Origin of the sequence: Enterococcus sp. AZ126, from assembly GCF_051714545.1 — a bacterium.
Lineage (GTDB): Bacteria > Bacillota > Bacilli > Lactobacillales > Enterococcaceae > Enterococcus_L.
This window is the reverse complement of sequence record NZ_JBIOSB010000001.1, coordinates 884,214-898,178: the sequence shown is the minus strand read 5'-3', so window position 1 is coordinate 898,178 and position 13,965 is coordinate 884,214. Positions and strand designations below refer to the sequence as shown.

Annotated in this window: 13 protein-coding genes; 12 read left to right on the top strand and 1 reads right to left on the bottom strand. The window is 36.7% G+C overall.

Features of this window, described 5'->3' with window-relative positions:
- Window positions 1-242: 242 nt before the first annotated feature.
- From IGI43_RS04450 to IGI43_RS04395, 12 genes are all read left to right on the top strand, one after another.
- Window positions 243-1,859, top strand: coding sequence for an alpha-glucoside-specific PTS transporter subunit IIBC (locus IGI43_RS04450; RefSeq protein ID WP_438756627.1), 1,617 nt, complete (start codon window positions 243-245; stop codon window positions 1,857-1,859).
- Window positions 1,860-1,880: 21 nt separating this feature from the next.
- Window positions 1,881-3,212: a 6-phospho-alpha-glucosidase gene (locus tag IGI43_RS04445; RefSeq protein WP_438756626.1), complete on the top strand. Its 1,332-nt coding sequence runs from the start codon at window positions 1,881-1,883 to the stop codon at window positions 3,210-3,212.
- A 101-nt stretch (window positions 3,213-3,313) separates the two neighbouring features.
- Window positions 3,314-4,087 carry a MurR/RpiR family transcriptional regulator gene (locus IGI43_RS04440; RefSeq protein WP_438756625.1) on the top strand — a complete coding sequence of 258 codons (774 nt, stop codon included), beginning with the start codon at window positions 3,314-3,316 and terminating at the stop codon, window positions 4,085-4,087.
- Window positions 4,087-4,536: a hypothetical protein gene (locus tag IGI43_RS04435; protein WP_438756624.1), complete on the top strand. Its 450-nt coding sequence runs from the start codon at window positions 4,087-4,089 to the stop codon at window positions 4,534-4,536. Before IGI43_RS04440 ends, IGI43_RS04435 begins: the two co-directional genes overlap by 1 nt.
- A 215-nt stretch (window positions 4,537-4,751) precedes the next feature.
- Window positions 4,752-5,618, top strand: coding sequence for a class II fructose-bisphosphate aldolase (locus IGI43_RS04430; RefSeq protein WP_010760933.1), 867 nt, complete (start codon window positions 4,752-4,754; stop codon window positions 5,616-5,618).
- A 246-nt stretch (window positions 5,619-5,864) separates the two neighbouring features.
- Entirely contained in the window at window positions 5,865-7,142 is a 1,278-nt protein-coding gene (locus IGI43_RS04425; RefSeq protein ID WP_438756623.1) for a UDP-N-acetylglucosamine 1-carboxyvinyltransferase, read from the top strand.
- Window positions 7,139-8,431, top strand: coding sequence for a transcription termination factor Rho (gene rho / locus IGI43_RS04420; protein ID WP_438756622.1), 1,293 nt, complete (start codon window positions 7,139-7,141; stop codon window positions 8,429-8,431). The genes IGI43_RS04425 and rho overlap by 4 nt, the downstream gene beginning before the upstream one ends.
- A 98-nt stretch (window positions 8,432-8,529) precedes the next feature.
- The gene (locus tag IGI43_RS04415) at window positions 8,530-8,799 is read left to right on the top strand and encodes a type B 50S ribosomal protein L31 (protein ID WP_438756621.1); all 270 of its coding nucleotides are present in this window, start codon (window positions 8,530-8,532) and stop codon (window positions 8,797-8,799) included.
- Between the two features lie 185 nt (window positions 8,800-8,984).
- The gene (locus IGI43_RS04410) at window positions 8,985-10,022 is read left to right on the top strand and encodes a galactose-1-epimerase (protein ID WP_438758808.1); all 1,038 of its coding nucleotides are present in this window, start codon (window positions 8,985-8,987) and stop codon (window positions 10,020-10,022) included.
- Window positions 10,023-10,079: 57 nt separating this feature from the next.
- Window positions 10,080-10,955 (top strand): fructokinase ScrK, encoded by an 876-nt coding sequence (scrK, locus tag IGI43_RS04405; RefSeq protein ID WP_438756620.1) that lies wholly within the window; start codon window positions 10,080-10,082, stop codon window positions 10,953-10,955.
- Between the two features lie 263 nt (window positions 10,956-11,218).
- Window positions 11,219-11,818: an alpha/beta hydrolase gene (locus tag IGI43_RS04400; protein ID WP_438756619.1), complete on the top strand. Its 600-nt coding sequence runs from the start codon at window positions 11,219-11,221 to the stop codon at window positions 11,816-11,818.
- Window positions 11,819-11,916: 98 nt separating this feature from the next.
- Window positions 11,917-12,171 carry a CsbD family protein gene (locus IGI43_RS04395; protein WP_438756618.1) on the top strand — a complete coding sequence of 85 codons (255 nt, stop codon included), beginning with the start codon at window positions 11,917-11,919 and terminating at the stop codon, window positions 12,169-12,171.
- Window positions 12,172-12,307: 136 nt separating this feature from the next.
- Here IGI43_RS04395 and IGI43_RS04390 read toward each other — a convergent pair whose 3' ends face one another.
- Complete coding sequence (locus IGI43_RS04390; RefSeq protein WP_438755906.1) at window positions 12,308-13,612, bottom strand: ISL3 family transposase; 1,305 nt, start codon at window positions 13,610-13,612, stop codon at window positions 12,308-12,310.
- Window positions 13,613-13,965: the final 353 nt, after the last annotated feature.

The window sequence follows — 13,965 nt, the reverse complement described above, 5'->3', positions numbered from 1 at the left end:
AAGCGTTTATTCAGATTTATTAAGGCTAGGATATGACTCGTAGAGTTAGGTCTCAGCCTTTTTTGATGTTCTGATTTGTCTTGCAGTCGGGAAATATTTATTTGGTAAATTTCCCAAAGATTGACACTTTTTCTCAATCATACGACTGACTTCCCAAAAACCCGAAGAATGATTGATAGCGCATTCATACAATGGTATAACTAACGTGTAAAACAATTTAATAGAAGGAGGGTGTTTCACTAGTGATGGAGAAAGTGCAGCGGTTTGGAGGAGCAATGTTCACCCCGGTATTACTATTTTCATTTTCTGGAATTATGGTAGCGCTTGCGATTATATTTAAAAATCCGATGATCGTGGGAAGTATCGCAAATGAAGGAACGGTTTGGTATGGCGTTTGGTCTGTGTTAGAAAATGGTGCATGGACGGTATTCAATCAAATGGAATTATTGTTTGTTATTGGTTTACCGATTGGACTAGCTAAAAAAGCCAACGCTCGTGCTGCGATGGAAGCTTTTGTTATTTATCTAACGTGTAATTATTTTATCAGCAGCATGTTGGAGTATTTTGGTCCATTCTTTGGTGTTGATTTTAGCCAAGAAGTCGGCGGAGAAAGTGGAATGAAACTGATTGCAGGAATCAAAACCTTAGACACAGGCATTATAGGAGCCATTTTTGTTTCAGCAATCGTCGTTTGGTTACACAACCGCTATTTTGATACGAAATTGCCAGACTTTTTAGGCATTTTCCAAGGCTCTTCGTTGGTTGTCATTTTAGGATTTTTCGCGATGTTGCCGATTGCGTTTCTAATTTGTCTTATTTGGCCCAAAATTCAAATGGGTATTGGATCGATGCAAACTTTCTTAGCAAATGCAGGAACTTTTGGCGTTTGGCTGTATACGTTTTTAGAAAGAATCTTGATTCCTACAGGATTGCATCATTTCATCTATACACCATTTGTCTTTGGACCAGCAGTTGTTGAAAATGGGATCACCAAATATTGGATGGCGCATTTAAATGAATATGCGCGCACAACAACGCCACTCAAACAGTTATTTCCACAAGGCGGTTTTGCATTGCATGGAAATTCTAAAATATTTGCCTCACCAGGAATCGCAGCAGCCTTTTATTTTACTGCTAAACCTGATAAGCGCAAAAAAGTATTAGCCATTTTGATTCCAGTTACATTGACTGCTGTATTGGCTGGCATCACAGAACCGTTGGAATTTACATTCTTGTTTGTGGCGCCTCCGCTATTTGTTCTCCATGCTATTCTTGCTGCAACAATGGCAGCAACGATGTATTTCTTTGGTGTTGTAGGGGATATGGGCGGTGGATTTATCGATTTATTGGCGAAAAATTGGATTCCATTATTTGCCAATCATAAAGGAATGATTTTCACACAATTGATTATTGGTTTATCCTTCACGTTGATCTATTTCGTTGTTTTTCGGGCATTGATCTTGAAATTTAATTTTGCCACACCAGGAAGAGAAGAGGAGGATCAAGAAGTTAAATTATATAGCAAAAAAGAATACAAAGAAGCGAAAAAAGCTGGAACTTTAGGGGATATTGCTATTGCAAACGCGAACCAGTATACAGAACAAGCAGCAGTCTATTTGGAAGCTTTCGGTGGCAGTGACAATATTGAAAAAGTCAACAATTGTGCGACTCGTTTGAGAATTACCGTAAAAGATGAAGGGATCGTTTCACCTGACAGTGCATTTAAAGAAGGCGGTGCACATGGCGTAGTGAGAAGTGGTACTGCCTTTCAAGTAATCGTTGGTTTAGATGTACCTCAAGTGAGAGAGCAATTTGAAAACTTATTAACATTAGGAACTGAAAATCAAGTAAATGAATAAAAATGAAGGAGCTGGAAAAAAATGAAGAAATTTTCAATTGTAATTGCAGGCGGAGGAAGTACATTTACCCCAGGAATTGTTTTAATGTTATTGGATAATTTGGAAAAATTTCCAATCAGACAAATCAAATTTTATGACAATAATCCAGAAAGACAAAAACAAATTGCAGATGCTTGCGAAATTATTATCAAAGAACAAGCTCCAGAGATTCAATTTTTAGCAACAACTGATCCCAAAACGGCCTTTACAGATATTGACTTTGTAATGGCGCATATCCGTGTTGGACTTTATGCCATGCGGGAAAAAGATGAGAAAATTCCTTTGAAATATGGTGTGATTGGACAAGAAACTTGCGGACCAGGAGGAATTGCTTATGGGATGCGTTCTATCGGTGGTGTTTTAGAATTAATTGATTATATGGAGAAATACTCACCAGATGCGTGGATGCTGAATTATTCCAATCCAGCTGCTATTGTCGCTGAGGCGACAAGAAAGTTACGTCCTAACACCAAAATCATCAATATTTGTGATATGCCAGTCGGTATTGAAGAACGTATGGCGAAATCAGTTGGCCTAAATTCAAGAAAAGATATGGTGGTACGTTATTATGGCTTGAATCATTTCGGATGGTGGACAGATATCAGAGATAAAAAAGGCAATGATCTAATGCCAAAAATCAAAGAACATGTGAAAGATTTTGGTTATTCATTGCAAGAAGAAATTGAAGAATCCCAACATACAGATGCCAGTTGGATGCATACTTTTTCTAAAGCCAAAGAAGTTTATGCAGTTGATCCCACAACATTGCCGAATACGTATTTAAAATATTATTTTTATCCTCAAGATGAAGTCGCGCATGCAAATCCAGAATATACACGAGCGAATGAAGTCATGGCTGGACGTGAAAAACATGTTTTTGGTGAATGTAACCGAATCACAAAAGCTGGCACAGCCAAAGGAACCACACTGGAAGTTGATGAACACGCTTCTTATATCGTTGATCTAGCAAGAGCGATTGCTTATAACACCCATGAAAGAATGCTATTGATCATTGAAAATCAAGGAGCTGTCGTCAATTTTGATGAAACGGCAATGGTAGAAGTCCCATGTATTGTGGGAAGTAGAGGACCAGAACCAATCGTTCAAGGAAAGATTCCGCGTTTCCAAAAAGGATTGATGGAACAACAAGTTGCTGTTGAAAAGTTAGTTGTTGAAGCTTGGACAGAAGGTTCTTATCAAAAATTATGGCAAGCATTGATGCTGTCAAGAATCGTACCAAATGCCCGCATTGCGCAAGAGATTTTAGATGATTTGATAGAAGTAAACAAAGAATTTTGGCCAAAACTGTCTTAAAAGGTTTAGGTATTGTTTTCCTTAGCAAATTCCCTTAGTATCGTTTTGAATTTTCATCCTTTATACTAAGGGAAGAACACTAAGGAGATGAGGGGTCAAATATGAATTTAGAAACATTGATGCAAAAACACCAAAAGCATTTAAGTGAAATGGATTGGGCAATTTTAGGGTATATTTTAGAAAATGAACGCGATGTTATGCAGCTGAGTATTATTGAATTGGGTGAAAAAGTTCATAGTTCTAAATCATCTATTTTACGATTGACTAAAAAATTAGGTTTTTCTGGTTATTCTGAATTTAAGTATTTTATGCGCCAGTCTAAACAAAATAATAGTGGTACGACAGAAACAGATTTAGTAGATCTGCAAACAAAAGATATTGAAAACACAGTCAAATTAGCACAACAAACCGATTTTACGTCATTAAGTAAAGCAATCCAAAAAGCGAATACTGTTTATTGTTATGCGACTGGGTATTCTCAAAGAAAAGTGATTGAAGAGTTTTCCAAGATGCTGATGGTTTGTGACAAACGTTCGATCATTATCCCGGTCAAAACAGAATTGGATATTAGTATGTCCATGATCACGAAAGAAGACATCGTTTTAATAGTCTCGTTAAGTGGAGAAACAGATGCCATCAAAGAAAATATTTTATCTCTTAATGCACGGAAAATTCCAGTCGTCTCAATTACTGCATTTTCTCATAATTTTTTTGCAGAACATGCCCAATATGCGTACTTTTATTATTCCACGGCGTTCATAGTGTCAGGGAAAGAACATATCGCACAGTCCCTAGTTGGATTAAGTGTATTGGTCGATTTGATTTATAGAAAATATGTTACGTATTTGAATAATGAATTTGAGGAGGAAACGTGATGGCAGCATTTTTTCACCCAGTTAAAATGAAGAAAATATTATTTGGCTATTGGCTGACGATTCCGCTGTTATTTGGTTTATATAGTTTGATTCTAGCAGCAGTTAAAAATGTTCCGATACTTACCATTTTTATGAACATTCCTAGTTTGGCTTTAACAAGTATTGTTGTTTTGTTACTGATTTTTCAACTTTTTGGTTTGTACATTTTGGGTCGATCAAGTGACTGTCGTCATTCCTTATTAGGCTTTTATTTGAAATTCAATTTGATTCAGCAATTATTTACAGTCAATGTCCCTGGATTTCTTTTATGTTTATTCTTTTATCTAAGTTTGATAGATGCTAAAGAGCAGACAGATGTTTCAAAGCAAGAAAAATGGTTGATTTATGGGTTAATCGGTTTTATCAGTTTGATCACTATTTTAGTTACATGGGTGAGATTATCATTATAATATTATGAAGAATGGAACGAGGTTAATTAGCCAGTTCCTTCTTTTTTTGGACAAAAAGCAGTAAGTGTCTACAGTTTTGTGAAACTCTGGACAAAAGTTTTCTGAAAAAGTTAATTTTAGTAGAAAAGTACTAAAAAGTCTGCTAAAATATAACTGTTGGTTAAGGATAAGCCTTAACAAATACAGTTTTTTTAAAACTTAGGAGGAATTTTATTATGCCATTAGTATCAGGAACTGAATTTCTTAAAGCAGCTCGCAAAGGCGGCTACGGTGTCGGAGGATTCAACACAAACAACCTAGAATGGACAAAAGCGATTCTTGAAGCTGCAGAAGCTAAAAAAGCGCCAGTTTTGATCCAAACTTCTATGGGTGCGGCTAAATACATGGGCGGATATCAAGTATGTTACGATTTGGTAAAAGACTTAATCGATTCAATGGGTATTACTGTACCTGTAGCACTTCACTTAGATCATGGTGAATACGAAGATGCATTAGAATGTATCGAAATCGGCTACACTTCAGTAATGTTTGACGGATCTCACTTACCATTTGAAGAAAACATCGAAAAAGCAAAAGATGTTGTTGCTAAAGCTCACGCTAAAGGCGTTTCAGTAGAATGTGAAGTTGGTTCGATTGGCGGCGAAGAAGACGGAATCATCGGTTCTGGCGAATTAGCTGACGTTCAAGAATGTGTACAAATGGTTGCAACTGGTATTGATTACCTAGCATGCGGAATCGGCAATATCCACGGTTCATACCCAGACAATTGGACTGGATTAGCATTTGACCACTTACAAGAAATTGCTGACGCTGTTGGTGATATTCCATTAGTATTACACGGTGGATCAGGTATTCCTTTAGAACAAGTTCAAAAAGCAATTTCAATGGGCGTTTCTAAAATAAATGTAAACACTGAGTGTCAAGAAGTGTTTGCAGCAGCAACACGCAAATACATTGAAGAAGGCAAAGATCTTGAAGGTAAAGGATTTGACCCTCGTAAATTATTAGCACCAGGAACAAAAGCTGTTACTGAATTAGTTGAACAACGCATCGAATGGTTCGGTTCTGCTAATAAAGCATAATGATAAACAGCCCGAGACAAAACTGATTTATAGTTTGTCTCGGGCTATTTTTATAGTCAAAAAACATTTATAAAACTATTTTGTTCAAAAATGAACAAAAACTGTTTAGAAAACAAAAAATCATTAAAAATAACTCAAAGCGAATGGTTGTTGGCTTTTTTATTATCTCTTAATGTGTTAAAATGGTTTGGGTATATTACAAAAAAATAAAACTATTTGTTTTACATAGATAGGTGAGAATAATAAATGAAAAAAATCGTAATCAATGGCAATCGTCCATTAACAGGAGAAGTATCTATCAGTGGGGCAAAAAACAGTGCAGTGGCACTGATCCCAGCGGCTATTCTAGCTGATTCACCAGTAACATTAGATGGTGTGCCTGATATTCAAGATGTACATTCATTAATTGAAATCTTAGAAATTATGGGTGCTAAAACAACTTTTAGCAATAATACGTTAGTCATCGATCCAACTGAAATCGTTTCTGTTCCAATGCCTAAAGGTAAAATCAATAGTCTTCGTGCTTCCTATTACTTTATGGGTTCTTTACTAGGCAAATTTGGTGAAGGAGTTGTAGGGCTTCCAGGTGGCTGTTATTTAGGCCCGCGTCCAATCGATCTTCACATAAAAGGATTTGAAGCTTTAGGCGCCAAAGTGACCAATGAACATGGTGCGATGTATTTAAGGACGGAAGAGGGACTCCGTGGAACGCGAATTTTTATGGATATGGTTTCGATTGGTGCTACAATCAATGTAATGTTAGCAGCCGTTAAAGCACAAGGCAAAACGATCATCGAAAATGCCGCTCGTGAACCCGAGATTATCGATGTTGCAACTTTATTGAATAATATGGGGGCAAACATCCGAGGTGCAGGAACGGATATTATCAGAATCGAAGGTGTTGAAAAATTACATGGCTGCCGCCATTCAATTATTCCTGACCGAATCGAAGCTGGCACATACTTAGCACTAGCTGCTGCAATGGGTGAAGGGGTAAAAGTTCGTAACGTAATTTATGAACACCTAGAAAGTTTTATTGCTAAATTACAAGAAATGGGCGTTAAAATGACGATTGAAGAAGATATGATCGAAGTACACCCATCTCATGATTTAAAGATGACAACTGTTAAAACCTATCCTTATCCAGGTTTTGCGACAGATTTACAACAGCCCATCACACCTTTGATGTTAAAAGCTAAGGGAACTGGTGAGGTTATTGACAGTATCTACGCACAACGAACAAAACATATTCCAGAACTCGTGAGGATGGGAGCGGATGCCTCGATTGAAGGAAATATGATCATCATCAATGGTCCAGCACAATTACATGGTGCAGAAGTCGTGGCTTCAGATCTTCGAGCGGGTGCTTGTTTAGTGATCGCAGGATTGATGGCATCAGGTACAACAACAATTTATAATGTAGAGTACATCTTACGCGGCTATGACCACATTATCGAAAAACTGACAGCCCTTGGTGCTGATATCCAAATGATTGAAACGGAAGAGATTGAGGTGGCTAAATGAGCGACTATTTAACAATGGCAGAACTTGAAAATAGTACATTAAAAGATATTTATTCTTATGCTAAAGAGTTCAAGATTCCATATTATAGTCAAATGAACAAAAAAGAGTTATCTTTAGCTGTTATTAGAGCACAAGCTGAGAAACAAGGATTCTTCTTGATGGAAGGGATTTTGGATATTGTTTCTCAAGATGGTTACGGTTTTTTACGTCCCATTAATTATGGACCTAGTGCTGAAGATATTTATATCTCTTCTTCCCAAATTCGTCGATTTGGGTTACGAAACGGTGATAAAGTTGCTGGAAAAGCACGTCCTCCTAAAGAATCAGAACGTTATTATGGGTTGATGCATGTTGAAAGTGTCAATGGAAAAAATCCTGAAGAAGCAAAAGAACGTCCACATTTCCCAGCATTAACGCCACTTTACCCCGAAAATCAAATCAAATTAGAGACAACTCCTGGTAGACTATCAACGCGCATGATTGATATCTTTTCTCCTGTTGGTTTTGGACAGCGAGGCTTGATAGTTGCACCGCCAAAAGCAGGTAAGACCAGTGTGTTAAAAGAAATTGCTAATGGCATTTCAGAAAATTATCCAGATGTAGAATTGATATTACTATTGATCGATGAACGACCAGAAGAGGTGACTGATCTTGAGCGTAGTGTTAAAGGGGATGTCGTCTCTTCAACATTTGATCAACAACCACAAAATCACACTCGTGTGTCTGAATTAGTGTTAGAACGCGCAATGCGTTTGGTTGAAGATAAGCGTGATGTCGTGATTTTGATGGATAGTATCACGCGTCTAGCTCGAGCTTATAACTTAGTGATCCCTGCAAGCGGTCGAACGCTGAGTGGGGGGATCGATCCAGCTGCCTTTTATAAACCAAAGCGTTTCTTTGGGGCTGCTAGAAATATTGAAGAAGGTGGCAGTCTGACGATTCTGGCTACCGCTTTGGTGGATACAGGAAGTCGAATGGACGATGTTATTTTTGAAGAATTTAAAGGAACCGGGAATATGGAACTTCACTTGTCACGTGATTTGGCAGATCGTCGTATTTTCCCGGCAATCGACATCAAAAAATCTGGTACTCGTAAAGAAGATTTGCTAATGTCATCAGAACAGTTAGAAGAAACATGGAAGTTGCGTAATCACATGACAGGTGATTCTTTAGAATATACCGAACAGTTTGTCAAATTTTTACGTAAAACAAAAAATAATCAAAAATTCTTTGAAGATTTTCATGATGTTTCTTTTGGTAGACAAGCGAAAAAAAATATTAAAAGATAATTGCATCGATAAACGAATCATGCTATTATATTAGTGTTGTATATCGACAAATAAACTCTGGTGCAGCAAATGGATCAGGGCAAAGGAGCGAAAAGACTATGAAACAAGATATCCATCCAGAATATCACCCAGTCGTATTTATGGACTCAACAACTGGTTTTAAATTTTTATCAGGTTCAACTAAGCACTCTGATGAAACAGTTGAATGGGAAGACGGAAATACTTATCCAGTAATCCGTGTCGAAGTTACATCTGACTCTCATCCATTTTACACTGGACGTCAAAAATTTACACAAGCAGACGGACGTGTGGACCGTTTCAACAAAAAGTATGGTATCAAAGATGCCAACGCCAATCCAGACGCTTAATTCAAACAGCAATGGTTATAAGACCTTTCTCAGTAATGAGTTGGGTCTTATTTTTTATAAAATAAAAAGTGCAACTTGACAGAATTATTGTAAAATCAAACAAAAGTACTATAAAATGATAAAATAAAGATTAAAATGAATCAAAAAATGATAAAATAGTTATTAGTTTGAATAATTGGAAAGGGATGGGATATTTGAAGGTCAGTAAAAAAAAGTTTGGACAGACAGCTATTTTGTATTCGCTTACGAATGATTCAGGTATAACAATGAATGTGACTGATTTAGGCGCAAGAATCGTAGATCTGATCGTGCCTGTGAATGGAAAAGAACGAAATATCGTTTTAGGATTTGATACTGAACAGGAATATCATACTAAGGATATGTACTTCGGTGCAACGATTGGACGGGTTGCTGGCAGAATCAGGAATGGCTCATTTTCAATCGATGATGAGAACTATCAATTGCCAGTTTCTCCTGAAAATGGGCACACGTTGCATGGTGGAGAAGCTAGTTTTGAGGCGAAAATCTGGGATGCCAAAATAGAACAAAGCAGCGACCAAGTTTCGGTGATATTTTCATATGTGAGTCCTGATAAAGAAAACGGTTTTCCAGGAGAATTAAACGCTCGTGTAAGCTATTCACTAACGAACAAAAATGAATGGATCATTGATTATCAAGCAGAGACAGATAAAGCAACGCTTTATAATCCAACCAATCACGTTTATTTTAATTTAACAGGGGACGTAACACAATCAATTGATGCGCATGAATTAGTTGTAGAAGCTGACCGATTTGCGGTAGTCAATGAGGATACAACCGTTACAGGTGAATTACGTTCAGTTAGTGAGACACCTTTTGATTTTAGACAATCTAAGACAATGAAACAAGTATTCGAAACGAATTATGAACAAAATAGTTTAGTGAATGGATTGGATCATCCTTTTATTTTGAATCATACAGGTTTTGTTAAGCCCCAAGCGATCATCACTGCACCAGATAAAGAACTTTCTATTGAAATGTATACGGATCGTCCTGCGGTTGTTATTTTTACAGCGCAGTTTGAAGAGGGTCCTGAGATTCGAGGAAAGAAACTTGTTCATCAAGGTGGGATCACTTTAGAGACGCAAGTCAGTCCAGGAGCAGTTGAATTTGATGGATTTGGTGATATTGTTTTATATCCAGAGACGACGTACCAAAGTAGAACAATGTATAAAATCAATTAATTTTAAACGATTTGAATTGAATTATAGTAACAGAAAAAATAGCTAGGAGTGGCAAAGATGACAGAACAATTATTAGGCAGTATCGAAGCTGGAGGAACAAAATTTGTATGTGGTGTCGGAAATGAAAATCTTGAGATTATTGAAAGAGTCAGTTTCCCTACGACAACACCAGAAGAAACAATGGCTTTAGTAATTGAGTTTTTTAAGCAATACAAGCTGAAAGCTATCGGAATCGGCTCGTTTGGACCGATTGACATTCATAAAGATTCTCCGACTTATGGCCATATTACTTCTACACCAAAATTAGCTTGGCAAGATTATGATTTTGTTGGGGCGATGAAAAGTAGATTTGATGTGCCAATTGCGTTTACAACGGATGTTAATGCGGCGGCTTATGGAGAATATGTTTCTGGAAGTGGAAAAGGGTTATCTAGTTGTGTCTACTATACGATTGGTACAGGTGTAGGTGCGGGAGCTATTCAAGATGGACGCTTTATCGAAGGGTTCAGTCATCCAGAGATGGGACATATGATCGTGAAGCGCCACCCTGAAGATCGATTTAAGGGAAGTTGTCCCTTTCATAGTGATTGTTTGGAAGGGATGGCTGCAGGACCAGCGATTGAAAAACGAGCTGGGAAAAAAGGGCAAGAGCTAGCGGAAGAAGACCCGATTTGGGCTATTGAAGCGTACTATATTGCACAAGCGGCCTACAATACAACATTGATACTTGCACCCGATGTAATTATTTTTGGCGGGGGCGTGATGAAACAGCGTCAAATGTTAGCAAAAGTTCATCATGAATTTAAAAAACTCCTCAATGGTTATGTAAAAACACCACCTTTAGAAAACTACATTGTTACACCTGAATTAGAAGATGATCCAGGGACGATCGGTTGTTTGGCATTAGCTAAAAAAGAATTGGAAAAACGTTAAAAAATAAAGGTGTGGAACAAAAGTGACTGTCACTTTTGTTCCACACCTTTAAATGAAATCGTTCAAGGAATTCTTTGCGAAAAAATCTGCACTTTTTATTATAGTAACAATAATAAAAAAAGTTATCTGAATCATTTACTTTTCAATCGAAGTGTCAGAAGATGACAATTGGAAAGAAAGATGCTAAAATAAATTTACGCTTACTAAAAGTAAGTTTATAAAGATTTAGTCATTATGCCAAATAAGAAAAAAGAGGATCAAAAATGAAGTATATAATCGAAAAAGGTAGTCCAAACGGAAAAAAGTTACTGCTGCTTCACGGCACTGGTGGGGATGAAACCTCATTGCTCGAAATTGCTCGTTTTTTGAATGAAGAAGCTACACTCCTATCATTTCGAGGAACAGTTCAAGAATCTGGTATGAATCGTTTTTTTAAACGAAATGGGTTGAATCAATTTGATTTAGTGAGCTTAGAAGAAGAAAGTGATCGACTAATAAAAGCTATTACTTCTATCAGCGAAGAAGAAGCAATACCTTTGGAAGATTGGATCATTGTAGGGTATTCAAACGGTGCTAACATAGCTGCCCATATTTTGTTGGAACGTAAAATTACCATTAAACATGCGCTTTTATTTCATCCAATGTCGCTAGGGGTGGATACGCAACGGTTTTCACTCTCTAATAAGGCACTGTGGTTATCCGTGGGTAAATATGATCCTATCGTTTCTGAAGAAGCATCAGACCAATTGGTTCAGCAATTAAAAAGTAGGCAGGCAGAAGTTACGGTCACAACCACCAATTCAGGTCATCAAATAACTATGGACGAAATCAATCAAGCGAAACAATGGTTGAACGAACACTAAACAGCTCAACGTTAAAAAACAAAGCAAATCGTTTGAAGCCTTTGTAAAATGATGCTATGCTAGTTATGTAATATAAATTAACTAGGAGGTATTTTCACATGGCAGATTTAGATGGACGCGTAAATGATGCAAAAGACAAAGTTGAAGGAAAAGCAAAAGAAGTGCAAGGTAAAGTAACAGATGATAAAGGCAAAGAAGTTGAAGGAAAAGCACAATCAGCATTTGGTGATGCAAAAGAAAAAGCTCGTGATGCTGGTGAAGATATCAAAGATGGCGCTGAAAAATTAGGCGATAAAATCAAAGACGGTTTTGAGGATATCAAAGAAAAATTTCATAAAAATGACAATAAATAAAATAGAAAAACAGCAGATGCGTTATAATTGCATCTGCTTTTTTTTAGTTTTTTTAAAAGGCTCTTTGTCAACTAATGTTGGTGAAGAAAATCCAAAGAATTAAATCAATTATTGTAAGGCCTAGAGGAAAATACCTCTAGGTTTTTCTATTCGGCTGAAAAAGAACGTTACCAAAGCATAAAGCAATTCTCAATTTAAAGTTATAAAAGTTACGAAACCCATACGCATTTCTCTTTAACACTTTGATATGGTTGTTCAAGCATTCCAATGGGCCATTGGAATAGGATAATTCTAGAGCATGCTTAATTTCATTTTGAACTTTCTTAAAGGTAGAAAAAACTGTTTGGTAATAGACGGGAAGTCCAGAACAATCTTGTTCTAATAGCGAGTGGAATCTTGTGTAGTCTCGTGTTTGTACCGCATAAAGAACGTTCTGATAACAGGTGTAACCAGATTTTAACTCCTCATCATATGCAAGGAGTCGATCAACGAGTTCTGTTTCTGTTAAATAGGTGCGGAAAGAAGGACGCCATTGGCGTTTTTCAAAATCGAGCTTCGATTGGTTCTTTTGAAGAAGTTTCCAGTACTTCTTCAAGTGTCGATATTTTTTTGCCTCTACAGTTCCTTTCTGGAGAAACAGATTCATTCGTTGAATGCGGTGTTTTAAAAAGGTTCGTCCAATGTGTTGGACAATGTGAAAGCGATCGAGAATAATCTGAGCCATAGGAAACAATTTTTTGACGAGAGAAAAATAAGGAGCGTACATATCACAAACGATATATTTTACACGTTCACGAACAGACAAAGAGAATCGTGAAAAATAACGTTGTAAAAAGGACAATTGACGGTTTTCAATGACATCAATTAACTGCTTTGTTTGACCATCCATCATGATAAAACTCATAGAAGCAGCGACCTGTTTAACCGATTTAAATTCATCAAAACAAAGGACTTCAGGTAAGGTCAGGCGATTGATTTTTTTCGGTTCATAAAATTGTTTCAAGACGCGATAGACAGAAGAAACAGAGACCTTCTTTTGACGCGCAATCTCACTCATAGACGTGACCTTTCTTAATCGATCGGCAATAGATAGCTTCACTTTCTTAGAAATCGAACACCCTTTTTGGATCAGACTTGTTTCAGCGACGAACGTTCTTTCACAGGAATAACAGAAGAAACGGCGTTTCTTCAAGCGTAAATACGTTTGATACTCAGACACATCGTTCATTAAAATAAGACAAGTCGTATAGCCCCAACGAATAATCTTTCCTTTTTCTTTCTCTCCACAATGAAGACAGGAGTGGGCTAAATAGTCTAATGTACCAGAAAATACCTGACAAATTCGTCCCTTAATGCGTTCTTTTTCTAAAGAATTTTCAGTAAAAGTAATGTTTAAGTCTAGAATATCTAAGGTATTTTTGATAAGATTGGTGTAAGACATCTTGATTTCCTCCTTTTAATTGGTTTTAGTCGACTTAATTCTAAAGGATATCGAGATGTCTTTTCTATTATTTTGCATTAAAAAAAGATGCCGGTGATTTCTCACCAACATCAGAAAGTATAGAGCCTTTTAAAATAAATTCATTAACCAGATTATTTTTTTTAACGACTAGATCTTCATTTTTTTGAATTATACACCATTTCCTCAATAGAAAACCAGCGAGCAATTTTAAATTTTAGCTTCAATAATAGTAGAACATACACTTCTTAGTTCACTTTTTCAAATTAGCTTATTTTGGAATAGTAAAGTTTGTAGCAGTAAGTAATTCATCGAGTATACTGAAATTCGTATCC